This is a genomic window from Streptomyces sp. DH-12 (genome assembly GCF_002899455.1).
GTDB lineage: Bacteria > Actinomycetota > Actinomycetes > Streptomycetales > Streptomycetaceae > Streptomyces.
Window position 1 is genome coordinate 4,365,644 of record NZ_PPFB01000001.1, and the last position, 23,615, is coordinate 4,389,258.

The following is a 23,615-nucleotide window of genomic DNA, read 5'->3' on the forward strand; positions in this document are numbered from 1 at the left end:
CCGGCAGCTGCTTGATGGGTCTCGGTCAAGACCGGAATTGGTTGCGGAATGATCACATGATTCCACCGCGATCGCGGGTTTGAATGCCCTCATGGTCTCTTCGCACCCACGCGCCCGGCTCCGCCCGCCGTCCGGACTCCGCGGCCACGGTCTGTTCCTGCGCCCCTGGGACCCGGAGTCCGCCGCCGACGCCGAGACCTGGCTGCGCGGCATCACCGACCCGGAGTTCCGGCGCTGGAACACCCCGCTCCGCCCGGTCACCGACCTCGCCGGCGCCCGTGAGTCGCTGCGCGCCCGCGCCGCGCAGACCGCGGACGGCGCGGGCGTCTCCTTCCACGTCGCCGACGCGGACAGCGGTACGGCGCTGGGCCACATCGGCGTCACCGAGATCCGCCCGGTGCTGCGCTGTGGCCGCGTCGGCTACTGGGTGCTGCCCGAGGCGCGCGGCCGGGGCGTGGCCACCCGCGCGCTGCTGCTCGCCGCGGGGTGGGCGCTGACCGACGGCGGCCTGCACCGCCTGGAACTGGAACACGCCGTCGGCCACACGGCCTCCTGCCGCATCGCGGAACGCTGCGGCTTCCTCCCGGAGGGCACACTCCGCGGCGCGATGTTCGCCGCCGGCCGCCACGACGCCTACCGGGACGCCCACCTCCACGCCCGCCTCGCCACGGACGCGGTTCCGCCGGGTCCGTGAGGCGGCCGGGCCGCGCGGGCCCGGGCCAGCCGGACCGGCCCGCTCACGGCCAGAGCAGCTCCCTGACCCAGCCCTCCTCCTCGCGGCGGTACCGCAGGCGGACGTGGCGGCGGTGGGGGTCGCCCTGGAAGAACTCCGTCTCGTCCGGGGCGAGGCGGTAGAGGGTCCAGGAGGGGGCCGGGGTGTCCGGGGCCCGGCGGGCCCGGGCCCAGGCGGCTTCGGAGGCGCGGGTGAGGTCCTCCGGGGAGGGGAGCACCGCGCTCTGGCGGCCGGTCAGGGCCGCGGCCAGGGCGCCGGTGGAGCGGGCGCGCAGGTCCGCCCGGGCCTCCTCGGGCGGGGCGGCCGACACGGGGCCCCGTACCCGGACCTGGCGGCCCAGGACCGGCCAGTAGAAGGCGAGGGCCGCGTACGGGCGGGCCGCGAGGTGTCCGCCCTTGCGGCTGTGCGCGTGCGTGGCGAACGACCAGCCGTCCTCGTCCGCGCCGTGCAGCATCACGATCCGTACGTCCGGCAGGCCCGCCGCGTCCGCCGTGGCCAGGGACATGGTGTGCGGCTCGGGCTGGCCGGCCGCCGCGGCCTGCGCCAGCCACCGCGCGAACAGCGGCAGCGGCTCGGCGGGGGCTCGCTCCGGATCGAAGGGACGCAGGTCGGTGACGGCCGGGTCCCACACCCGCAGGGACCGCAGCAGTGCGTGGAGGTCGGGTTCCATGGGGCGATTGTCGGCCCCCGGAGGCCCGGCGGCCGCCTCAGACGGACCCGAGGTCGGACGACACCCACCGTTCCGGCCGCATCCGTACGACGACCTGCTCGCCGTGGTTCTTCCACGCGAAGTCGACGTACCCCTCGACCTTCTCGGCCGGCAGGTAGCGCGCGGAGATCTCCCGCAGCTTCTCGACCGTCGCGGGGGAGGTGTCGGTGACCGGGCCCTCGACGGAGACGTAGCGGAGGGTCGGCTCGACGCGCTCCACCAGGAGGGAGAAGCGCCCCGCCGCCCGCAGCAGCCGGTTCTTGCGGGAGTGCAGGCCGGTGAGGATCCACACGTCCTCGCCGGGCGCGTACTGGTACCAGATCGGCACGGTCAGCGGGGCGCGGCCCCCGCCCGCGTCCACCGCGAACGCGGCCACACGCGGTTCGGACAGGAACTGTTCGCGCTCTTCACGGGTCAGGGCCATGGCGGTTCCTCCAGCGGCGTCTGCGGTCGGGGCGTGCGCCCGGGCGGCCTGTGGCCGGGCGGTACAACGCCGGCCGGGCGGGGACGTGTTCCGTGCGTCGCGCCCCGACCATCGGAACCGGACGGCCCCGCGGGACGCGACAGGCGGCGGTCCACCGGAGTGAACCGCCGCCCGGATGACAGGAAACGGCGAGGTCGCGTGCGGGGTGCGGGCCGCGGGCGCGGCTACTTGGCGGGCTTGCGCCCGGTGACCCCCAGGTGCACCAGCAGCGCCAGGTTCGGCTTGATCTCGGCCTGCTTGACGCCCCGCGAGGAGAAACCTTTCTGGTGCGAGGCCACGGCCGCCAGCATGGCGACCAGGGACCCGGCGACCGCGCCGGGGCTGACGTCCTTGTCGATCCGCCCCTTCGCCTGGAGCGCGGAGACGGACTCGGCGAGCGGGGTCTCCACCGCGCTGAGGACCTTCAGACGGATCTTGGAGAAACGTTTATCCCCCTCGGCGGCGCCCAGGTCCACCACGCGCAGGATCGCGTCGTTGCGCCGCCAGAACTCCAGGAAGCCGTCGACCAGTTCCTGCGCCGTCTGCCAGCCGGCCCGCCCGCTCCAGGAGCGGCCCTCGGCCAGCTCGCCCAGGGAGCCGCTCTCCGCGGCCATGGTCTCGGCGAGCTCCAGGACGGCGCCCTCGACGTCCGGGAAGTACTGGTAGAAGGTGGCCGGCGAGGTCCCTGCGCGACGGGCGACGTCGATGACCTTGACATCCCGGTACGGGGACGAGCTGAGCATCTCGCTGAGGCAGTCGAGCAGCTTCTGCCGGGTCTCCTGCCCACGCCGGCCGGCCACGCGGCCGTCGACGGTACGCACTTGTCCTGTCATGCCGTCAGCTTACCGACGGGGTGGGGGAGCGCGATTCGGCCGACTGCAAATGGGGTGCGAAGGCTTCACGATCCTGGTGTGCCTGGTCGGCGGCGTGCGGACGGCACGGCTACGTTGTCGGCATGGCCGAAAACAGGGCATCGGAGTACACGGAGGGCACCCCGTGCTGGGTGGACGCGCAACTGCCCGATCTGGAGGCGGGCAAGCGGTTCTACGGTGAGCTGTTCGGCTGGACCTTCGAGGGCCGGCCCACCGGGACGGTCCGGGCGCTGAAGGACGGCGACCCCGTCGCCTCCCTCGCGCACAAGACGGACGGGCGGCTGCCGACGGTGTGGACGGTGTCCTTCTTCACCCCGGACGCCGACGCGCTCTGCGCGCGGATCCGGGCGGCCGGCGGACAGGTGATCGCACCCCCGGCGCCGTTCGGCGACCTCGGCCGCACCGCGCTCGTCACCGACCCCGAGGGCGCGGTGTTCTCGCTGTGGGAGTCCGGGACCGCGGCCGGCTTCGGACGCCGCCACGAGCCGGGCGCCTTCGCCTGGGTCCAGCTCTACGCACGGGACACGCAGACGGCGAACGCCTTCTACGGCGACCTCTTCCACGAGGCCCTGTTCGGCGCGGACGCCGACCCCGACTTCGGGCGCGCGCCGGTCTCCGAGGTCTTCGCCCCCGAGATGCCGCCGCACCTCCTCGTCCACTTCGCGGTGCGGGAGCTGGAGCCCGCCCTGGAGAAGGTGACCCGGCTCGGCGGCCGGACGCAGGTGCCGCCCTTCGAGACCTCGTACGGGACGGCGGCCGTCGTCACCGACGATCAGGGGGCGTCCTTCGCGCTGCTGCGCCCCTGACCGTACGCTCGGTGCGCCGTCGCGGTCCGTCTCCCGTACACCGCACGGCCGTCCGTTCGATTCATATGTCAACCTGGACACCCGATTTGTCGGCCGGTTCGCACCAGGGGGCCCGGACAGGAAGAATCGGGGTGCGTGCCGCCACGGCGGTGCGGTGGTGAGACGCTGCACTACGGTCGCGCACAGGTGGTGGCGCGACGCGTACGGGGAGGTGGCAGGCAAGTGGTGGATCAGCTGACGCAGCACGATCCGCGGCGTATCGGGCCGTTCGAGGTGCTGGGACGGCTGGGAGCCGGCGGCATGGGGCTGGTCTATCTCGCGCGCTCGGCGTCCGGCCGGCGGGTGGCGATCAAGACGGTCCGGACCGAGCTGGCCGAGGACCAGCTCTTCCGGGTCCGCTTCACGCGCGAGGTGGAGGCGGCCCGCGCCGTCTCCGGCTTCTACACGGCGGCCGTCGTGGACGCCGACCCGCGCGCCGCCGTGCCGTGGCTGGCCACCGCGTACGTCCCCGCCCCCTCGCTCGAGGAGATAGTGAACGAGTGCGGGCCGCTGCCCGCGCAGGCCGTGCGCTGGCTCGCCGCGGGCGTCGCCGAGGCGCTCCAGTCGATCCACGGCGCGGGCCTGGTCCACCGCGACCTCAAGCCCTCCAACGTGCTGGTCGTCGAGGACGGCCCCCGCGTGATCGACTTCGGCATCGCCTCCGGGGTGTCCAACACCCGGCTCACGATGACCAACGTCGCCGTCGGCACCCCCGCCTACATGTCCCCGGAGCAGGCCAAGGACTCCCGCAGCGTCACCGGCGCGAGCGACGTCTTCTCCCTCGGCTCCATGCTGGTCTTCGCCGCCACCGGACACCCCCCGTTCCACGGCGCCAACCCCGTCGAGACGGTCTTCATGCTGCTGCGCGAGGGCCCGGACCTCGAGGGCCTGCCGGACGAGCTGCGGCCGCTCATCGAGTCGTGCATGCAGATGGACCCCACGGCCCGGCCCAACCCCGCCGACCTCCAGGCGCAGCTCGCCCCGCACCTGTTCGGCTCCGGCTCCGACGACAGCGGCACGGCATCGGCGTGGCTGCCCGAGCGGGCGGTCAGCCTGATCGAGGCGCGCCGCGGCGGCCGCCCCGCCAAGCCGCCGCAGAACAGCGGCCGCAGCGGGGGCGGCGCCGGCGCGCGTCCCCCCGTGCCGCCCCCGCCGCCGCACGACCCGGTCGTGCCGCCGCCCCCGTCGCGGCCGGCCCCCGTGGGCGCGCCCGGCACCGGGCCCGTCCGGCTGGCGGGCGCCGCGGTGCCCATCGGCCCCGGCCCGCGCGTCGCCGACACGCGCACGGCCGCCGTGCAGGTGCCCCCGCCCACCGCCGCCCTGGCCGCGACCTGGACGAAGTCCCGCCCCGACGTCAACGGCGCCGAGCCCGCCGCCGCGCCCCCGGCGCCCGCCGCCCTGCCGGAGCAGCCCGGCGGCTGGCGCCCGTGGCGGTTCCGTATGTCCAACGACGTGTGGGGCACGCCCGCCGTGGCCGGCGACCTGGTGTACGTCACCTCCTTCGAGGTGCACGCCCTGGACGTGGCCACCGGCCGGCGCCGCTTCAAGACGCGGGACGTCGCCTGGTCGATGGCGGTCGCCGACGGCCGCGTCCACGCCTCCGACGGCCCCACCCTCTACGCGCTCGACGCCCGCGAGGGCGGCGACCTGTGGCGGCTGAACACGGACGCCTGGGTGTACTCCCTCAAGGCCGACCGCGGCACCGTCCTCACCGGCACCCGCGGCGGCGGCGTGCAGGGCTGGGAGGCGTCCACCGGGCAGAAGCTGTGGGAAGTGACCGGCTGCCAGACCGACTTCGAGTCGCCGGAGGCGGGACCCGCCCTCCTCGACGGCACCGCCTACGTCTGGCAGGACGCCCGGCTGCGCGCCCTCGACGCCCGCACCGGCGAGGAGCGCTGGGCGTACCCGATCGGCGACGCGGCCTCCTGCGGCGGCGTCCCGGTCCGCCTCACCTCCGCGCCCGACGGCTACGTCTACGTCTGCGCCGGCACCCGGGTGGTCGCCCTGGAGGCGGCCTCCGGGCACGTCCGCTGGCACTTCGAGGCCCCGGCGGTCTTCCTGTGCCCGCCCGCCTTCGTGCCCGGCCCCGCGGTCACCGGCGGCGGGGTGTACCTCGCCGACTACCTCGGCACGGTCTACGCCCTGGACGCCACCGACGGCCGCGACCGCTGGCGCATCGCCACCGAGGCCCGCTCCTCGGTCGAGCCGGTGCTGGTCGCCGCCGGCCACGTCCACGTGGGCAGCGGCAAGGGCCTCTACACGCTGGACGCGGTCACCGGCACGCCCAAGTGGCGCTTCCAGTCCGGCGGCGACATCGTCGGCGCCCCCGCGGTCGCCGAGGGCCGCATCCACTTCGGCTCCAGCGACCACCTGCTGTACACGCTGAAGGCCGACGACGGGCGCCTGCGCTGGAAGCTCGCCACCGGCGGGGAGATCACCGGCTCGCCGGTGGTGCGGGACGGCGTGGTGTACGCGTGCAGCAAGGACCGCTGCGTGTACGCGCTGGACGCGGAGAAGGGGACGGGCACGGCGCGGACCGCGTGAGCCGTGCCGTCCCCCGCGTCACCGCGGGACGGCCGTCGCGCCGGCTGCGCGGAAGGGGCCCGGACGGCGGCCGCCGCGGCGGGGAGCGGCGGTGTCCGCCGCCCTCGGGGCCGACGCCGCGCCGCGTGCGGGACGGTCTCCAGGCAGTGACATGCCCGTGACACAAAGATCGCTAGCCTGAGAAGCATGACTTCTCGGGGGAAGACGCTCAAGCTCACCGCCGTCTCGGCGCTCGTCGTCCTCGCCCTCACCGGTTTCTCCACCGGCCGCGGGCACGGAGGCGGCAGCGGGGACGGCGACGGCGGCGGCTGCAGCAGTTCCGGCCAGAACCACGACGCGTCGGGCTCGGGCGGCGGCTCGCACCGCGACGACGACGATGACTACGACGACGGCGGCAGCGGCGGGTCCGGCGGGGCCGGCAACCCGGAGGCGTCGGCGTCCCCGGAGGACGCCACGGTGACGCTGGTCGACTGCGCGTCCGAGGAGACGCCCTACGCCACCGTCGAGGTCACCAACACCGACACGGTGGACGGCACCTTCTCGGTCACGGTGGTCTTCAAGGACACCGCCGGCGACGAACTCGTCAGCCGGACCGAGGAGGTCGCCGTCCCGGCGGGCGGGACCACGCCGGCCAGGGTCCCGGTGGACGACGCGGAGAGCGTCCCGCTGATCGACGCGTGCGACCTGGACTCCTTCGCCCCGGCGTCCTGACCCGGGGGCGCCCGGGAGGGACGACGTGAAGAGGGTCCGGCCGCGGTGTCGTACGACACCGCGGCCGGACCCTCTTCACGACCCGGCCGCGGCGGCTCCCCCTCCGCGCCGCCGGGACCGGCCCCCGTGCGGAGACCTACCGGCCGTCCCGGTCCAGGGCGGGCGGGGCCGGCGCGTGCTGGTCCAGCGTGGTGACCTCGCCGATGCTCGGCGGGGCGGGCGCGTGCTGGTCCAGCGTGGTGACCTCGGGGCCGTCCTTGCCCGGCGGGACCGGCGCGTGCTGGTCCTGCGTGGTGAACTCCGGCTCGTTCGTGGCTTCGCTCATGACGTGTGCTACCCCCAACAGGTGGACTGGGCCGTGCGGTCGAACGGCCCGCTCGGCGGTTCCCCCGAAGCCGCCGAGCGGCCGTTCCAGCGGGTCCCACCGTGGAGATGAGCCCCTCGGATCCGCCTGCCCCCCGACGCGACGCATCCGTCCCATGAGGGTGGCAGCCCGCCATAAACGTTCGATGAACGCCGCCGCAGGGGCCGCCGCCGGAGCCGCTGTCAGGCCGCCGACAGCCGGGCGAGCAGGTGGCGCACCTGGACGGCCTCGGCGGAGCCCGTCTCCTCGTACAGGGTCAGCGCCTCGCGCCAGCAGGCGCGCGCCCGGTCGCCCTGGCCGAGGGCGTCCAGCGCCCGGCCGAGCACGGTGAGGGCGTTGGCCCGCATCCAGTCGCCGCCGATGCAGCCCGTCGCCAGGGCCTGTTCGGCGTGGCGGGCGGCCCGCGCCGGGCGGCCGGCCCGCAGGTGCACCTCGGCGATGCGGTAGTGGGTGGTGCCCTCCCACAGCGACTGCCGGTTCTCCGCGAAGATGCACAGCGCCTCGTCGAGCTGGGCGAGCGCCTCCGAGGACCGTCCCGCCTGGCTGAGCACGATGCCGGAGGCGTAGCGGGCGTTCGCCAGCCGCATGGACATCCCCAGCTCGTCGTAGATCTCGACGCCCCGCCGGGCGAGTTCGACGGCCTCGCCGCTGCGGCCCATCGAGGCGAGGGTGCGGGAAAGGTTGCAGACGGCGCTGGCCTCGCCGGGCCGGTTGCCGTCGGCGCGGAAGGCGTCGATCGCGCGCAGGAAGCAGCCTTCGGCCTCCGCGTACCGCGCGGTGCACAGGGCGATGATGCCGAGCTGGTTCGGGGCGGTGCCGTTCGCCCACGGGTCGTCCGCGTCCCGCAGCAGCGCGTCCGCGCGCCTCGCCTCCTCGTCGGCGGCCTCGAACCGGCCCGCCTGGCTGAACACCTGGGCGACGGTGACCCGGGCCCGCACCTCGGCGCGCGCGTCCCCGAGGGCGGCCGCCGCCTCGCACGCGGCCCGCGCGGTCTTGCGGTACTGGCGGGAGTCCACCCCGGACTCCGCGAGGTCGATGGCCGCGACCAGCAGGTCCACGGCCCGGCGCACCATGGACGCGCCCAGCGACTGCTGCACGCACGCCAGCAGCGGCCCGGCCTCGCTGTGCAGCCAGTCCAGCGCCTTCGCCGCGCCGCTGAACTCCTCGCCCGCGGCACGGCCCTTCTCCAGGTGCGCCACGGTCCGGTCGCCCGGCCGCTCGATGCCGTACACCCGCACCGCCGTCGCCAGGTAGTAGTCCAGCAGCCGCGACCGGGCGGCCTCCCGCTCGGCGGGCGGCTGTTCGTCGCGTTCGGCGCATGCACGCGCGTAGAGCCGCAGCAGATCGTGGAAGCGGTAGCGGCCGGGGCACGCGGACTCCAGGAGGGACGTGTCGACGAGGGACTCCAGCAGGTCCTCCGTCTCAGCCGCCGGCAGGTCCAGCAGGGCGGCCGCGGCGGCCAGCGAGATGTCAGGGCCGTCGGCCAGGCCCAGCAGCCGGAACGCACGCGCCTGCGCCGCCTCCAGCGCGCCGTAGCCCAGTTCGAAGGTGGCCGCGACCGCCAGGTCGCCCGCCTGGAGCTCGTCCAGCCGGCGGCGTTCGTCGGCGAGCTTCGCCGCCAGGAAGGAGACCGTCCAGGTGCGGCGGGCGGCCAGCCGGGAGGCGGCGATGCGGATGGCCAGCGGCAGGAAGCCGCAGGCGGCCACCACGTCCAGGGCGGCCTCCCGCTCGGAGCGCACCCGCTCCTCACCGACGATCTTCGTGAAGAGCGCCAGCGCCTCCTCCGGCGCCATCACGTCCAGGTCGACCAGATGTGCCCCGGCCAGGTCCACCATCCGCACGCGGGAGGTCACCAGGGCCGCGCAGCCCGCCGTGCCCGGCAGCAGCGGCCGTACCTGCGCCGCGTCGCGCGCGTTGTCCAGCAGCACCAGCACCCGGCGGCCGTCCAGCACCGAGCGGTACAGCGCCGCCCGCTCCTCCAGGGAGTCAGGGATCGCCGAGTCAGCCGTGCCGAGGGCGCGCAGGAAGGAGCCGAGAACCGTCTCCGGCTCCGCGGCGCGCGCTCCGGCGCCCTGGAGGTCGACGTAGAGCTGGCCGTCGGGGAAGGCGTCGCGGGCGGCGTGCGCCACGTGCACGGCGAGGGTGGTCTTGCCGACGCCGCCGATGCCGGCGACGGCGGACACCGCCATCACCCGCGCCTCGTCGCCGGAGGCCGACGCCAGGACCCCGCCCAGCTCCCGTACGAAGGCCGCACGGCCGGTGAAGTCCGGCACGGTCGCCGGGAGCTGTGCCGGGCGCACCGGCGCGGGGTCCGGGTGGGGCAGCCGGGCGGGCGGTTCCACGAGGGCCGGGTCGGCCTCCAGGATGCGCTGCTGCAGCTCGCTCAGGCCCGGGCGCGGGTCGACGCCCAGCTCGTCGGCGAGCAGCCGGCGGGTGTCGGCGTACACGGCCAGCGCCTCCGCCTGGCGGCCGCTGCGGTACAGCGCCAGCATCAGCAGCTCGCGCAGCCGCTCCCGCAGCGGATGCGCGGCGGTCAGCGCGGTCAGCTCGGAGACGGCCTCCGCGTGGCAGCCCTGCTCCAGGTCCATGTCCAGCCGCGTCTCGAGCAGTTGCAGCCGCCACTCCTCCAGGCGGACGCGCTGCGCGTCGGCGTACGGGCCGGGCACCCCGGCCAGCGACTCGCCGTCCCACAGCGCCAGCGCCTGGTTGAGCAGGTCGCGGGCGCGGTACAGGTCGCCGGTGTTGCGGGCCTTCTCCGCCTCCGCGGCCAGCTCCTGGGCGGCCGCGAGGTCCAGCGCGCCCTCGCCGAGCCCGCGCACGGCGTAGCCGCCGGACTCGCTGACCAGGACGCCGGGGTCCAGCACCTTCCGCAGCCGGGACGCGTACGTGCGCACCGCGGCGAGCGCCTGGGAGGGCGGTTCCCCGCCCCACAGGGCGTCGATCAGCTCGGCGGCCGTGGCGGTGCGGCCCTCGCGCAGCAACAGGGCGGCCAGCAGGGCGCGTTGCTGTGGACTGCCGGTGGCGACCGGTACGCCGTCACGCCAGGCGCGCACCGGACCCAGCACACCGAACCGCAGCGCCACCGGCTCCGTCGGGGAGCCGGGACCCCGCTGCTCGGGTCCCCGCGGCACACCGTCCATGCAGTCCCCCTATGCATTCCGAGCAACTACGCCAGTTTGCCTTCTCCTGACGCGGGAGTCAGCCGTGCGAGACGCCGATCACACGGGGACCGGAGGGCCGCCACGGACTCCCCACATGTGCGACCTCACCCGTCCAGATCCACCCGGACCGTGAGCAGATCCGCCCCGATCGCCCGCACGGCGGCGCTGTTGAAGCGGGGGAGGGTGCGCAGCCGGGCGACGGGGTCGTCCTCGGGCAGCAGACGGGCGGTGCCCGTGTGCCAGCGGCCCCGGACGCGCACCCGCACCCGGGGGTCCGCCTTGATGTTCCGCACGTACTGCGAGCGTTCGCCGAACTCCGACACCAGCCAGAAGGTGTCGCCGACCCGGCGCCCGCCCACCGGCGTGGTGCGGGGCAGGCCGGAGACGCGGCCGGTGGTCTCCAGCAGGGTCTGGAACGGCATCCGGCGCAGCAGCGGGTTCCCCACGCGGCGCTGGAAGGCCGTGGCGACGCGGTACTTGCGTTCGGCGCGAGAAGTCATCGTGGCGCCGAGCCTACCGGCGGCCGAGGAAGACGGGGTTGGTGAAAGCGGCCAAGCTTCCGGGCAGCGGCCCGGCCGGGGCCCCGTGCCGCACCTCCGCGCGCACGTACGCGGCGTACGACGGCGTGGTCCGCCACTCGACGACGCCCTTCCCGCTCGCCGGCAGCGGCGCGGAGGTGTGCAGCACGCCCTGGTCGGTGACGAGCCGGACGGTGCGGCCGGGGGCGCCGGTGACCTCGAGGCGGACGGTCACCGGGGCGTCGTCCGGGACCCGCAGCCGCTCGCCGATCCCGGCGTGCTCGCCGCGCGGGCCGGACGCGGAGAAGGCCAGGGAGACCCGCGCGGACTCGGCGACGTAGCAGCGGCCGGCGCGGATGCCGTCCTGGATCGCGCGGCGGCTGAGGTCGTCGGCGAGGACGACGGTCTGCGGCAGGCCGACCACGTCCGGGTCGCGGTGCGCGTCGCTGCTGCCCATGGCCGGAATCCAGTCGCGGCCGTCCCGCACGGATGCGGCCAGCATGCTGTCCCAGTCGGCCAGCGCCACCTCGTCGTCGGGCGTCCAGGGGCCGTTCCACACCTCGACCGCGTCCGCCTCGCCGAAGCCGAACTTCCAGTTGCATCCGATGCAGGTGGCGTGCGGATGGGCGGGCACGACCAGGCCGCCCGCGCGGCGGATCTGCCGGGCGAACCGTCCGAAGCGGTTGTCGCGGGCCCGGTAGCGCCAGTCGACGAAGGTGCCGGGGTCGGTGCCGAGCGCCACCACGTGCCCGTTGCGGGTGGTGACCTCCTCGCCGAGCAGCACCAGCAGGTCGTCGCCGGCCGCCTCCGCCCAGTGGGCGTGCGCGGAATGGGTGTTGTGCTCGCTGGAGTTGACGAAGTCCAGCCCGGCCGCGCGGGCGAGCGCGGCGATCTCCCCGGGGGTGCGGCGGCCGTCGGAGTGCCAGGAGTGCAGATGGCAGTCGCCCCGGTACCAGGCCCGCCCCCGTCCCCTCGCCCGCTCCGGCGGGTACACCGGCCGGGACGTCCGGCCGGGCTCGCCGAACGTCAGCGTCACGGTGATCTCGTACGACAGGCCCTGCGGGGCGATCGTGTACGGACCCAGCGCGATGTGCCAGGTGCCCGCGCGGACCGGGCCGGGGAGGTAGCCGGGGGTGGCGTCGTCGGCGCGCAGGAAGAACTCGGTGCGGGCGCCGCCGGACCAGCCCCGGAAGCCCTCGCCGCCGAGTCCGGTGCCGCGCTCGTCGAAGACGCCGATGTCCAGGGCGTTGCCCGCGGTGCCGGCCGGGACCTGGGGCCGGTCGTAGGTGTAGGCGACCTTGATCTCCCTCACGCCGTGCGGCACTTCGACGGGGACGTACACGAAGTCGGGTGCGCCGGGCTCCAGGGTGCCGCGCACCGTCCTGGTCCGGGTGCGGCCGCCCTCGGCCGCGGAGGCGAAGCTCACGCTCCCCGACGTAAGCGCGGCGGCGGCGCCCGTCAGGAAGACGGCGCGCCGCCCGATGCCGGTCTGATGCTCCTCGCACATGCTGCTGCTCCCGGGTGTCGGTGAGGACAGGGCTGGGTGATGCAGGGATGGTGCGGTGCAATCTTCGTATCGAGCAGTGAACTGCCGTGGAAGGGAAGGGAATCGACGGATTTCGGGGCGGGTGGCGGGGGAGCGGCGGGATGAATGCCGACCGGTCGGTATGGACAGGGGAGGAGCGGACGGGTATGCATGGGACGTCGTCCCGCGTACGAAAGGCCGTCCATGCGCATCGCCGTCACGATCTTCCTCACCGACGAGACGATCACCCCGGTCCGGCTGGCCCGGGAGCTGGAACAGCGGGGCTTCGCCGGGCTGTACCTGCCCGAGCACACGCACATCCCCGTCGAGCGCACCAGCCCCTACCCGGCGGGCGGCGAGCTGCCCCGCGAGTACGGCCGCACCCTCGACCCCTTCGTCGCGCTCGGACAGGTCGCGGCCGTCACCGAGCGGCTCGGGCTCGGCACCGGCATCACGCTCGCCGCGCAGCACGACCCGATCGACCTGGCCAAGCAGATCGCGACCCTGGACCACCTCTCCGGAGGCCGGTTCACGCTGGGCGTCGGCTTCGGGTGGAACGCGGAGGAGGCCGCCGACCACGGGGTGGAGTGGCGCACCCGGCGGGCACTGGTACGGGACCGGATCGGCCTGATGCGCGCTCTGTGGGCCGACGAACCGACTGCCTATAAGGGCGAGTTCGGCAGCGTCCGGGCGAGCATCGCGTACCCCAAGCCGGTGCGGAAGCCGCGCGGCCCGGTGACCGGCCCGCGCACGCTGGTCGGCGGGGCGGCGGGCCCGAAGCTGTTCGCCGACATCTGCGCGTACGCCGACGGCTGGCTGCCGATCGGCGGGCGCGGCCTGACCGGGTCGCTGCCGGCGCTGCGCGCCGCCTGGGCCGACGCCGGCCGCGACCCGGCCGCCCTCCAGGTCGTGCCGTACGCGGTCCGGCCCAGTGCGGGGAAGCTGGAGCACTTCGCGGAGCTGGGCGTGGAGGAGGTCGTGGCGCAGCTGCCGCCGGCGGGGGAGACGGAGGTGCTGGGCGCGCTGGACGCCCTCCAGCCGTTCCTGGACGGGCGGAAGTCCTGATCACGCCGAACGTATGCTCAGAGAATGACGACTTCCGCGACCACCGGAACCGGCGGCCCGACCGAGAACTCCCTGCGCCGCGCGCTCAGGCGTGCCCGCGACGGCGTCTCCCTGGACGTCTCCGAGGCCGCGGTCCTGCTCCAGGCCCGCGGTGACCACCTCGAGGACCTCTCCGCCTCGGCCGCCCGGGTCCGCGACGCGGGCCTGGAGGCGGCGGGACGGCCCGGCGTCATCACGTACTCCCGGAGCGTCTTCATCCCGCTGACGCGGCTGTGCCGGGACAAGTGCCACTACTGCACGTTCGTCACCGTGCCCGGCAAGCTGCGCCGGGCCGGGCACGGGATGTTCATGTCGCCGGACGAGGTGCTGGACATCGCCCGCAAGGGCGCCGCGCTCGGCTGCAAGGAAGCCCTCATCACCCTCGGCGACAAGCCCGAGGACCGCTGGCCCGAGGCCCGCGAATGGCTCGACGCGCACGGCTACGACGACACCCTCGCCTACGTCCGCGCCATCTCGATCCGCATCCTGGAGGAGACCGGCCTCCTCCCGCACCTCAACCCGGGCGTGCTGTCCTGGACCGACTTCCAGCGCCTCAAGCCGGTCGCCCCCTCCATGGGCATGATGCTGGAGACCACCGCCACCCGCCTGTGGTCCGAGCCCGGCGGCCCCCACCACGGCTCCCCGGACAAGGAACCGGCGGTGCGGCTGCGGGTCCTGGAGGACGCGGGCCGCTCCTCCGTGCCCTTCACCTCCGGCATCCTCATCGGCATCGGCGAGACCTACCAGGAGCGCGCCGAGTCCCTGTTCGCGCTGCGCAAGGTCGCCCGCGCCCACCACGGCATCCAGGAACTGATCATCCAGAACTTCCGCGCCAAGCCGGACACCGCGATGCGCGGCATGCCGGACGCGGAACTGGACGAACTCGTCGCCACCGTCGCCGTGGCCCGCCTGGTCCTCGGCCCCACCGCCTGCCTCCAGGCCCCGCCGAACCTGGTCGACGCCGAGTACGGGCGGCTGATCGCCGCCGGCATCGACGACTGGGGCGGGGTCTCCCCCCTCACCATCGACCACGTCAACCCCGAGCGCCCCTGGCCGCAGATCGAGGAACTGGCCGAACAGTCCCGCGCGGCCGGCTTCGAGCTGCGCGAACGCCTCTGCGTCTACCCGGAGTTCGTGCGGCGCGGCGAGCCCTGGCTGGACCCGCGGCTGCGCCCGCACGTCGCCGCGCTCGCCGACCCGGAGACGGGGCTCGCCCGCCCGGACGCCCTGCCCCGGGGGCTGCCGTGGCAGGAGCCGGACGAGGCGTTCACCGCGACCGGCCGCACCGACCTGCACCGCACCATCGACACCGAGGGGCGCACGGACGACCGCCGCGCCGACTTCGACGAGGTGTACGGCGACTGGGACGCGCTGCGCGAGGCCGCCGCCCCCGGCATGGTCCCGGAGCGGATCGACACCGACGTGCGCGAGGCGCTGCGCACGGCCGCCGACGACCCGACGAAGCTGACGGACGCCGAGGCGCTGGCCCTGCTGCACGCCGACGGTCCCGCGCTGGACGCCCTGTGCCGGGTCGCGGACGACGTGCGTAAGTCGGCGGTCGGCGACGACGTGACGTACATCGTCACCCGCAACATCAACTTCACCAACGTCTGCTACACCGGCTGCCGCTTCTGCGCCTTCGCCCAGCGCCGCACCGACGCCGACGCGTACACGCTGTCGCTGGACCAGGTGGCCGACCGCGCCCAGCAGGCGTGGGACGTCGGCGCGGTGGAGGTGTGCATGCAGGGCGGCATCCACCCCGACCTGCCCGGCACCGCCTACTTCGACATCGCGCGGGCCGTGAAGGAACGCGTCCCCGGCCTGCACGTCCACGCCTTCTCCCCGATGGAGGTGGTGAACGGCGCGACCCGCACCGGCCTGTCCCTCCGCGAGTGGCTGACGGCGGCGAAGGAGGCCGGGCTGGACACCATCCCGGGCACGGCGGCGGAGATCCTCGACGACGAGGTCCGCTGGATCCTCACCAAGGGCAAGCTGCCGGCGGCGACGTGGATCGAGGTCGTCGAGACGGCGCACGACCTGGGCATCCGGTCGAGCTCCACGATGATGTACGGCCACGTCGACCAGCCCCGCCACTGGCTCGGCCACCTGCGCACCCTGGCCGGGATCCAGCAGCGGACCGGCGGCTTCACCGAGTTCGTGACGCTGCCCTTCGTGCACACCAACGCCCCCGTCTACCTGGCCGGCATCGCCCGCCCCGGCCCGACGGTCCGCGACAACCGCGCGGTGACGGCGATGGCCCGCCTCCTGCTCCACCCGTGGATCCCCAACATCCAGACGAGCTGGGTCAAACTGGGCGCGGAGGGTGCGGCGGAGATGCTGCGCTCCGGCGCGAACGACCTCGGCGGGACGCTGATGGAGGAGACCATCTCCCGCATGGCGGGCTCCTCCTACGGCTCCTACAAGTCGGTCAAGGACCTGATCGCGGTCGCGGAAGCGGCCGGCCGCCCGGCGAAGCCGCGCACGACCCTGTACGGCGAGGTGCCCGAGGAGCGCCGCCGCGCGGCGGAGACGTCGGACGGACATCTGCCGGAGCTGCTGCCCGTCCTCGACTGAATCCGGCCCCGGCCCCCGCTGGCAGTAGGATGATCCGACCCGCTTTCGGTAGCTGAGGAGTGCGTACCGGTGTCTGCCCGACTTCCCTCGTGGGCCTGGGTGACCGGGCTGACCACGGGGGCGATAGCCGCGGTGGCGGTCCTGGGCGTCCAGGCGGACCAGGGCACCAAGCCCGTCGCCGCCACCACTCCGCCGAAGGCCACGGCGACGGCGGACCCCAAGCCGTCCGCCGCCCCGCCGGAGGAGACCCGCGCACCGGGCGTGCCCGCCGACTCCGGCACCGGCCGCCGGATCGTCTACTCCCTCGGCCAGAAGCGCGTCTGGCTCGTCGACGCCAGCGACGCCGCCCGCCGCTCCTTCCCGGTGTGGCCCGGCACGGTCTCCCCGGACCCCGGCTCCTACACGATCGGCACCCGCAACGAGGCCACCACCGGCAGCGACGGCGTGCCGGTGGAGCACATCATGTACTTCGCCCAGAAGTCCGGCGTCTTCGTCGCCTTCTCCAACGCGGTCGACGGCTCCTCACCCCCGCCCGCCGACCCCGGCGCCCGGACCGGCGGCATCCGCGTCGCCAAACAGGACGGCAAGGCCCTCTGGACCTTCGGCACGGCGGGCACCACGGTGTACGTGGTGGACTAGCCGGCCGTCCCGGCTGCTCGGTGTCCTTCGGATGCCGCGGCGACGCGTGGACGAAGCGCACCGTGCGTCACGCCTCGTCGACGAGGCGGCGCACCCGGCCGCCCGCCGTGACCTCGTACTCCCGCTGCGGACCGTCCCGGCCGCCGAGGTTCCCCGTGGCGAGCCGGCCCCGCAGGCGGTGCTGACGGTCCGGGTCCGGGCGGGACGCCGGATCCCCGCGCAGGGCCTCGAAGCAGCGGCGCGTGTCGCCCGGCGCCTCCGCGCCGGGTTCACTCCACCCCTTCGCGGCCCCGTTCGTCGCGAAGCGCAGACGCCGTTCGCCGTCCACCGGCGGGGGTGCGACGTCGTCGCCGCGCTCGGGGCTCACGGCGCCGTCACCTCGCCGTGGTCCTCGTCCGGCGGCCGCCGCGTGAGCTTCGCCGTGAGCCCGGGGTGCGCCAGGATGCGGGTGGTCGCGCGCCATTCGGTGACCAGACGGTGGGGGTTGCCGTGGACGTCCGGGTGCGCAGCGTCGTTCGTGGCGTCGATGAGGTCCGCCACGAACTCCTTCGCCTCCTCCGCCGGCAGGTGGCGTACCAGGGGAAGACCGAGGGAAGTGCGCGCAGTACGGCCCGCTCGCCCGCGTCGCTGCGGACGAGGGCGCCGAGGAGCCGGGCGGTGATGTCCGCCGTCTCCTCACGCTGCCGGTCGTGGCGAGCTGTCGTGAGGTGGAGGTCCTCTCCGTCCCGGCGCGTGACGTGCACGCGTTGGGCCCGGTCGGGGGTCTCGGCGACACGTTTTGAGTTCTTCGGGAGTCCGGAGAAGGCGACCGTTGGTGTGGACACGCCCCGACCGGACTTCGGAACGTATTCCGAAGTCAAGGGAGCGGTCACTTGGAGCGATCAGTCGTCTGTCGTCGCCCTGCCGGATCGGCCCGAGGTGCGAAAGAATGAGGCCGTCGTGACGCGGGGGAAGGGACGTATGCATGGCGCGCGGGCGGATTTCGCTCCAGGAGCGGGTGCGGCGGCGGACGCGGGCCGGGCTCGTCGCGCGCAGTGCCGAACGGGAGCTGTTCCGGGGTAACTTCGACACCACACCCGAGGACGGACGGCACCGCTTCCTGTTCCATGTGCACGGCACCGCGGGCGTCGGAAAGACTCGCCTGGTCAAGGAGTTCGAGCATCTCGCACGTGAACGAGGCGCGTTGACGGCGTACGTCAACGAGACCTCCGGCTCCGTCCCCGAGGTGCTGGAAGCCGTATGCCGTCAGTTCGCCGCACAGGGACACCGGTTCAAGGACCTGGAGCGGATGCTCGCCGCTCACCGCGAGCGCCGCCACGAGGCGGAGACCGCCGCCCTCGCCGCCCTCGACCCCGCCCCGGACGGCGCCCCTTCCACGGGCGGCATGGCGCTCGCCCGCGCCGGACTCGCCGGACTCGGGCTCGTCCCCGGCGTCGCCCCGTTCACGGCCGTCCTCGACCCCGAGCAGCTCGCCCACGGGGCGGACCGGCTGCGCTCGGTCCTCGCCGCCCGCTTCCGCAGCCACGAGGACGTCCACCTGGTCCTCGACCCGGCGAGCGTCCTCACCCCCGTCCTCGCGGAGGAACTGGACACGATCGCCTCCGACGTCCCCTGGATCGTCCTCCTCCTCGACACCTACGAGCGCACCGGCCCCTTCCTCGACGCCTGGCTGCACGACCTGCTCACCACCGACCGGTACGGCGCCCTGCCCGACACGGTCGTCGTCGTCACCGCGGGACAGCACCCCGCCGACCCGGCCCGCTGGGGCACGTTCGCCGACTTCATGACCTCCCTGCCGCTCCAGCCGTTCACCGAGGCCGAGGCGCGCGGACTGCTGGCCTCACGGGGCGTCACCGCCGAACCCGTCGTCGCCGAGGCGCTCCGCCTCACCGGCGGCCTCCCGGTGCTGCTGTCCACGATCGCCGGCACCCGCCCCGCCGGCCCCGAGGACGTCACCGACCCGAGCGCCACCGCCGTTGAGCGTTTCCTGAAGTGGGAGCAGGACCCCGGCCGCCGGTTCGCCGCTCTCGCGGGCGCGCTGCCCCGGCTGCTGGACGCGGACGTCTTCGCGGTCGCCGTCGACTGTGACCGCGACCGCGCCGAGGAGCTCTACGCCTGGGTGGAGACCCTGCCGTTCGCCGACCGGCTCGGCGGTCGGATCCGCTACCACGACATCGTGCGCGCCCCCATGCTGCGGCTCCAGCGCGGGCGCTCCCCGCAGGGCTGGCTCGCCGGTCACCGCCGGCTGGCCGACGCCTTCCGGCGGTGGCGCGAGGCCGCCGGGGCCGGACGGGACGCGGGCAGGCTCCGGCTGGACGACGACTGGTGCCGGCTGCGGCTGGCGGAGCTGTACCACCGCCTGTGCACCTCCGACCACGCGGCGGTCTCCGACACCCTGAGCGATCTGGTGGAGGCGTGCGACCAGGGGGAGGCGCTCGCGGGACGCTGGGTCCGGGTGCTGGAGGACGCCGGACGGGACGCCCTCCTGCCCGGCGTCGCCGCGTGGGGCGGGCGGTTGTCGGACGCCCTCCGCTCCGGCGGCACCCAGGCCGTCCTGGAGGCCCTGCTCACGGGAACCGGACACGCACCGCAGACCTTCCCGCCCGATGTCCGGCTCCAGGGCGCCGGCCTCGGGCCGCCGGTCACGCCGGACGGCGCCGCGCGGGGAGGCGTCCCGGAACTCACCGGGCACCCGGTGACGGCCGGCCCCGAGCCCCAGGACGACGAGGACCACGGGGACCACGAGGACGCGGAGCACTCCACGGACCGGGCCCCGGAGGAGCGGTCCCGCCCGGCCGCCCTCGCGGACGCCGCCCTCCCCCCGGCCCTGGTGGCCCGCATCCACCGCGACCGCGCCCTCGCCCACGCCGCGCGCGCCGAGCACGCTCTTGCCGTCACCGCACTGAGCCGGGCCCTCACCCTCACCCCCGACGACGCCCGCACCCTCGCCCTGCGCGGCGAGTGCTTGCGCGTCGTCGGACGCCACGCGGAGGCCGCCGCCGACCTGGAGCGGGCCGCCGCCCTCGACCCCGCCGACGCCTACGCCTGGGCCTCCCTCGGAGCGGCCCGCCTCGCCCTCGGACACCCGGAGGAGGCCCGCACCGCGCTCGGCCACGCCCTCGCCCTGAGACCGGACTACGCCTGGGCGCTCGTCCGTCGGGCTCGGGTGGCCCGGGAACTGGGCGACATGGACGGCCGCCTGGCCGCCCTCGACCGCGCCGTCGCCGTGGATCCGGGCTCCGCGTGGGCGCACTGCGAGCGCGGGGACGCGCTCCGCGCCGCCAACCGCTACCGCGACGCCCTGGACGCCTACGACCGGGCCCTCGCCCTCGACCCCGGATACGCGTCGGCGTACGCGAGCCGGGGCGTGGCCCACCACCGCCTGGGCCACCGCGACCGGGCCCTCGCCGACCTGGACCGCGCCCTGGAGCTGAATCCGTCCTACGCCTGGGCGCGCGAGCGGCGCGATGCGGTCGTACGGGACCGCGACGGGTGAAAACCGGCCACTTCCGGCCGCTCGGGTCACACTCCGCACAGCGATCCGGCCTCTGAGCCGGCCGCCCCCGTTCGATTACAGTGCTGGGCGTCGCACGTACGGACGGTCCCGGGGAGGTCTGGGTGGCTGGTACTGCCGGGCCCGTGTGGGGGCGCCGTGAGCAGCAGGACTTCCGCAGCCGGGTGCGCGGCACGCTGCTCGGGGCGGCCGTCGGGGACGCGCTGGGCGCGCCGGTGGACCGACTGGACGTCGACACCATCCGCCGGACCCACGGCGCGGAGGGCCTGACCGACCTCGCCCCCGCCTACGGCCGGCGCGGCGCCGTCACCCACCACACCCAGCTGACTCTCTTCACCGTGGACGGCCTGATCCGCGCCCAGGTGCGGCGCGACACCGGCGCCTGGCACCCGCCGACCGACCTGCACCAGGCGTATCTGCGCTGGGCCACGACCCAGCGCGACTGGGGCCCGGACGAGCGGCGCGAGGAGGACGGCTGGCTGGCGCGGGAGGAGTGGCTGTACGCCCGCCGCGACCCGGCCCGCGCCCTGCTCATGGGGCTCGGCGACCACACGATGGGCACGTTGGACGCGCCCAAGAACCCCGGCGAGGCGGGTCCCGAGGCGGCGGCGCGGTCCGCGCCGTTCGGGCTGCTGGTCGGCTGGGACCCGCAGCTCGTGGCGCAGCTCGCCGTGGAGTGCGCGGCGCAGACCCACGGCCACCCGGTCGCCTTCCTCACGGCGGGCGCGTACGCGGTGCTGGTGCACGCGCTGACCCGGGGCGAGGGTCTGGACGCGGCGGTGCGGCGCACCCTCGCCCTGCTGGCCGCCCGGCCCGGCCACCAGCCGGTGACGGACGCCCTCCAGCGCGCGCTGGGCGCCGTGCGGCAGGGGGCGCCCGGCGCGGAGCGGGTCACGGAACTGGTCGGCGACGCCACCGCCGAGGGCCTGCTCGCCGCGGCCGTGTACTGCGCGCTGGCGGGGGAGGACGTACGGCACGGTCTGTGCCTCGCCGTGAACCACAGCGGTCCCAGTGCCGCGGCCGGCGCCCTGACCGGCGGTCTGCTGGGCGCCCTGCACGGGGAGACGGCCCTCCCGCCGGCCTGGCTGGCCGAACTGGAGGGCCGTCCCACGGTCCTCGAACTCGCCGACGACTTCGCCATGGAGATGACCCAGGGCCCCGCCCTCCACACCCCCGCGGCCTCCTCCCCGGCCTGGCTCGCCCGCTACCCGAGAGGCGCCTAGGGGACGCGCCCTCTCAGGGGCGCGGAAAGGCCCCCTGGGACCGCCCCCGGGGACCGCCCCCGGGGCCGCCTCTCGGCGGAGCGTGTCAGCGCAGCTCGTCGGGGCAGGGCGTCCCCCGCTCACCCCACTTGTACGGGGCCGCCAGCCGGTACGTCCCCGCCTCGGGCGCCAGCAGCACCGTCCACTGGTCGCCGTTGGCGTCCTCCTCCGTCTCCATCAGGCAGCCGTGGACGTTCTCGTACGTCTTCGGCTCGCCCTCCGGGCGGTTCTCGGACTCCTCCGTCTCCTGCGGCGGGTCCAGCGCCTCGCCCTCGGCGTCGACCAGGCCCAGCCACGGCGAGTACGGCACCCGGATCAGGATGCGGCCCGGCTTCTCCACGCGCAGCGTCCACTCGCCCTGCTCGGCGCGCTCCACGACCGTGTGCGGCTCCGCCAGCGGGGTCGGCGCCTGCACCTCGAACAGCTGCCAGTTGGCGTCGCCCCAGACCTGCTTCAGGTACGGCAGCCCGCCCTGCACCAGTTCCCGCTCCCGCTGGCCGCCGTCGCCGTCCGGCTCGTCCTTGGGCAGCACCACGTAGTGCACGCCCCAGCGCTTCAGCCACTCGTGGTAGTTGGCCGCGTTGAGGGTGTCGTCGTAGAAGAGCGGGTTGCGCTCCATGTCGGCCTGCCGGTTCCAGCCGCGCGCCAGGTTCACGTACGGCGCGAGCGCGGACGCCTCGCGGTGCGAGCGGGCCGGGACGACCTCCACCCGGCCCCGCTCGGCGCCGACCTCCTGCAACTCGTTCACCAGCGGCGCCAGCTCGCGCGCCCAGGAGGCGGCGGGCGTCGTGTTCACCACGTCGTTCACGGACTTCACGCCGATCCAGCAGGTGAAGCCGACCACGGCGACGACCAGCGCGTACCACCTGCGGGACCGGGGCTCGGCGAACGGCAGCGCCGCCACCAGCACCACGCCGCCGAACAGCATGGCCAGCCGGGTCATGTTCGACCCGATCTGCGAGCTGATCAGCCAGACCAGCACCACCCCGAGCCCGTACACCGCGGCCGTGATCCGGACCGTCCTCCAGTCCTTCGGCACCAGGACGTACACCAGCACCGAGTAGACCAGCGGCAGCACCACCGAGCCGAAGCCCATCGGCTGCGTGCCGGAGAACGGGAACAGCCAGGCCGACACCGCGACCACCGCGCTGGGCGCGAGACCCAGCGCCCACGCGCCCGGCCGGCGCTTCTGCAGGAACAGCGCCACCGCCACCAGGCCCACGAACAGGCCGGCGACCGGTGAGGCCATGGTCGCGAGCGCCGCCAGCGGGGCCGCGCAGAGCGCCTTCGCCCAGCGCTTGTACCGCCACCGGTGGGGCCAGCAGAAGACGACCGCGACGGCGCCGAGCGCGAACATCGTGCCCAGCCCGTACGTCACCCGGCCGGACGCGGCGTTGCACAGCAGCGCGAAGACTCCCGCGAGCGCGGCCCACAGGGGATTGCGTACGGACCGGCTGCGCATCAGCACCAGCGTCAGCAGACCCGCCGACACCGTGCCCGCGATCATCATCGTGGTCCGCACCCCGAGCAGCGACATCAGGTACGGCGACACCATGCTGTACGACACCGGGTGCATGCCGCCGTACCAGGCGAGGTTGTACGCGGAGTCGGGGTGCCGGCCCACGAACTCGGCCCACGCGTCCTGCGCGGCGAGGTCGCCGCCGCTGTTCGCGAAGGTGAAGAACCAGACGACGTGCAGCAGCCCGGCGAGCGCGGTGACGGACAGCACCGGGTGGCGCAGCGTGCGGGCCCGCACGGCGAGGACGGCGGCCCGGGCGCGGCCCGGGGGGTCATCCTGGGGGGCGCCCTGAGGGGTGTTCCCGCCAGGCGTCTTCGCCCGGTGCGCGTCCGTCCCCGGGGGCGCGTCGGCGGTCTCGACGGACCACTCCGCTCCGGATGCGGGTATTCGCGGGCCGGCTCCCGGGCCCGGGTCTGCGTCGTCGGCGCGTGTCGGCTCCGCTGTCGCCACCTTCGGCACTCCCCGTGTTCCCGTTCATCACCCGTTCACTGCCCGTTTCGTGACGCTAGCACGCACCCTGCGGGCCGTCCGCCCGGGTGGGCGGCGGCCCGCGGGGTG

19 protein-coding genes are annotated in these 23,615 nt (G+C 75.0%); 9 read left to right on the forward strand and 10 right to left on the reverse strand.

What is annotated here, in order from left to right:
• Positions 1 to 91: 91 nt before the first annotated feature.
• Positions 92 to 694, forward strand: coding sequence for a GNAT family N-acetyltransferase (locus C1708_RS18625; protein ID WP_106413744.1), 603 nt, complete (start codon positions 92 to 94; stop codon positions 692 to 694).
• Positions 695 to 737: 43 nt separating this feature from the next.
• Here the strand turns inward: C1708_RS18625 and C1708_RS18630 are convergent, their stop codons facing one another.
• The 3 genes from C1708_RS18630 to C1708_RS18640 form a co-directional block, all read right to left on the reverse strand.
• Complete coding sequence (locus C1708_RS18630) at positions 738 to 1,403, reverse strand: pyridoxine/pyridoxamine 5'-phosphate oxidase (protein WP_106413745.1); 666 nt, start codon at positions 1,401 to 1,403, stop codon at positions 738 to 740.
• A 37-nt stretch (positions 1,404 to 1,440) separates the two neighbouring features.
• Entirely contained in the window at positions 1,441 to 1,866 is a 426-nt protein-coding gene (locus tag C1708_RS18635) for a pyridoxamine 5'-phosphate oxidase family protein (RefSeq protein ID WP_106413746.1), read from the reverse strand.
• Between the two features lie 224 nt (positions 1,867 to 2,090).
• Positions 2,091 to 2,726 carry a TetR family transcriptional regulator gene (locus C1708_RS18640; protein ID WP_106413747.1) on the reverse strand — a complete coding sequence of 212 codons (636 nt, stop codon included), beginning with the start codon at positions 2,724 to 2,726 and terminating at the stop codon, positions 2,091 to 2,093.
• A gap of 134 nt (positions 2,727 to 2,860) precedes the next feature.
• Between C1708_RS18640 and kbpA the strand changes: the two genes are divergently transcribed.
• The 3 genes from kbpA to C1708_RS18655 all read left to right on the forward strand — a co-directional run bounded on the left by kbpA (position 2,861) and on the right by C1708_RS18655 (position 6,877).
• Positions 2,861 to 3,583: an AfsK-binding protein KbpA gene (kbpA, locus tag C1708_RS18645; protein ID WP_198602533.1), complete on the forward strand. Its 723-nt coding sequence runs from the start codon at positions 2,861 to 2,863 to the stop codon at positions 3,581 to 3,583.
• Positions 3,584 to 3,805: 222 nt separating this feature from the next.
• Positions 3,806 to 6,166 (forward strand): protein serine/threonine kinase AfsK, encoded by a 2,361-nt coding sequence (gene afsK, locus C1708_RS18650; RefSeq protein ID WP_106413748.1) that lies wholly within the window; start codon positions 3,806 to 3,808, stop codon positions 6,164 to 6,166.
• A 186-nt stretch (positions 6,167 to 6,352) separates the two neighbouring features.
• Positions 6,353 to 6,877, forward strand: coding sequence for a hypothetical protein (locus C1708_RS18655; protein WP_106413749.1), 525 nt, complete (start codon positions 6,353 to 6,355; stop codon positions 6,875 to 6,877).
• Between the two features lie 136 nt (positions 6,878 to 7,013).
• Here C1708_RS18655 and afsS read toward each other — a convergent pair whose 3' ends face one another.
• The 4 genes from afsS to C1708_RS18675 all read right to left on the reverse strand — a co-directional run bounded on the left by afsS (position 7,014) and on the right by C1708_RS18675 (position 12,427).
• Complete coding sequence (afsS, locus tag C1708_RS18660) at positions 7,014 to 7,202, reverse strand: regulatory protein AfsS (protein ID WP_106413750.1); 189 nt, start codon at positions 7,200 to 7,202, stop codon at positions 7,014 to 7,016.
• A 221-nt stretch (positions 7,203 to 7,423) separates the two neighbouring features.
• Positions 7,424 to 10,381, reverse strand: coding sequence for an SARP-family global regulator AfsR (gene afsR / locus C1708_RS18665; RefSeq protein WP_106413751.1), 2,958 nt, complete (start codon positions 10,379 to 10,381; stop codon positions 7,424 to 7,426).
• 125 nt (positions 10,382 to 10,506) lie between these two features.
• Entirely contained in the window at positions 10,507 to 10,902 is a 396-nt protein-coding gene (locus C1708_RS18670; protein WP_106413752.1) for a nitroreductase/quinone reductase family protein, read from the reverse strand.
• 13 nt (positions 10,903 to 10,915) lie between these two features.
• Positions 10,916 to 12,427, reverse strand: a complete 1,512-nt coding sequence (locus C1708_RS18675) for a CehA/McbA family metallohydrolase (protein ID WP_106413753.1) — start codon at positions 12,425 to 12,427, stop codon at positions 10,916 to 10,918.
• 222 nt (positions 12,428 to 12,649) lie between these two features.
• Here C1708_RS18675 and C1708_RS18680 point away from each other — a divergent pair, with 222 nt between their 5' ends.
• From C1708_RS18680 to C1708_RS18690, 3 genes are all read left to right on the forward strand, one after another.
• Positions 12,650 to 13,510 carry an LLM class F420-dependent oxidoreductase gene (locus C1708_RS18680; RefSeq protein ID WP_106413754.1) on the forward strand — a complete coding sequence of 287 codons (861 nt, stop codon included), beginning with the start codon at positions 12,650 to 12,652 and terminating at the stop codon, positions 13,508 to 13,510.
• A 24-nt stretch (positions 13,511 to 13,534) separates the two neighbouring features.
• Positions 13,535 to 16,123 carry a bifunctional FO biosynthesis protein CofGH gene (locus C1708_RS18685; protein WP_106413755.1) on the forward strand — a complete coding sequence of 863 codons (2,589 nt, stop codon included), beginning with the start codon at positions 13,535 to 13,537 and terminating at the stop codon, positions 16,121 to 16,123.
• 69 nt (positions 16,124 to 16,192) lie between these two features.
• Positions 16,193 to 16,762: a L,D-transpeptidase gene (locus tag C1708_RS18690; RefSeq protein ID WP_241911282.1), complete on the forward strand. Its 570-nt coding sequence runs from the start codon at positions 16,193 to 16,195 to the stop codon at positions 16,760 to 16,762.
• Positions 16,763 to 16,829: 67 nt separating this feature from the next.
• Here the strand turns inward: C1708_RS18690 and C1708_RS18695 are convergent, their stop codons facing one another.
• A complete protein-coding gene (locus C1708_RS18695; protein WP_106413757.1) occupies positions 16,830 to 17,129 on the reverse strand; it encodes a hypothetical protein in 300 nt (99 codons plus the stop codon).
• Complete coding sequence (locus C1708_RS35120; RefSeq protein ID WP_241911283.1) at positions 17,126 to 17,302, reverse strand: hypothetical protein; 177 nt, start codon at positions 17,300 to 17,302, stop codon at positions 17,126 to 17,128. The genes C1708_RS18695 and C1708_RS35120 overlap by 4 nt, the downstream gene beginning before the upstream one ends.
• Before the next feature lie 424 nt (positions 17,303 to 17,726).
• Here C1708_RS35120 and C1708_RS18705 point away from each other — a divergent pair, with 424 nt between their 5' ends.
• Together C1708_RS18705 and C1708_RS18710 are read left to right on the forward strand one after the other, a co-directional pair.
• Positions 17,727 to 20,258, forward strand: coding sequence for a tetratricopeptide repeat protein (locus C1708_RS18705; protein WP_241911284.1), 2,532 nt, complete (start codon positions 17,727 to 17,729; stop codon positions 20,256 to 20,258).
• Between the two features lie 122 nt (positions 20,259 to 20,380).
• Positions 20,381 to 21,499, forward strand: a complete 1,119-nt coding sequence (locus tag C1708_RS18710) for an ADP-ribosylglycohydrolase family protein (protein ID WP_106413759.1) — start codon at positions 20,381 to 20,383, stop codon at positions 21,497 to 21,499.
• A gap of 85 nt (positions 21,500 to 21,584) precedes the next feature.
• On the opposite strand, the gene C1708_RS18715 is transcribed toward C1708_RS18710, so the two are convergent.
• Positions 21,585 to 23,507 (reverse strand): DUF8823 domain-containing protein, encoded by a 1,923-nt coding sequence (locus C1708_RS18715; RefSeq protein ID WP_106416361.1) that lies wholly within the window; start codon positions 23,505 to 23,507, stop codon positions 21,585 to 21,587.
• Between the last annotated feature and the right edge of the window lie 108 nt (positions 23,508 to 23,615).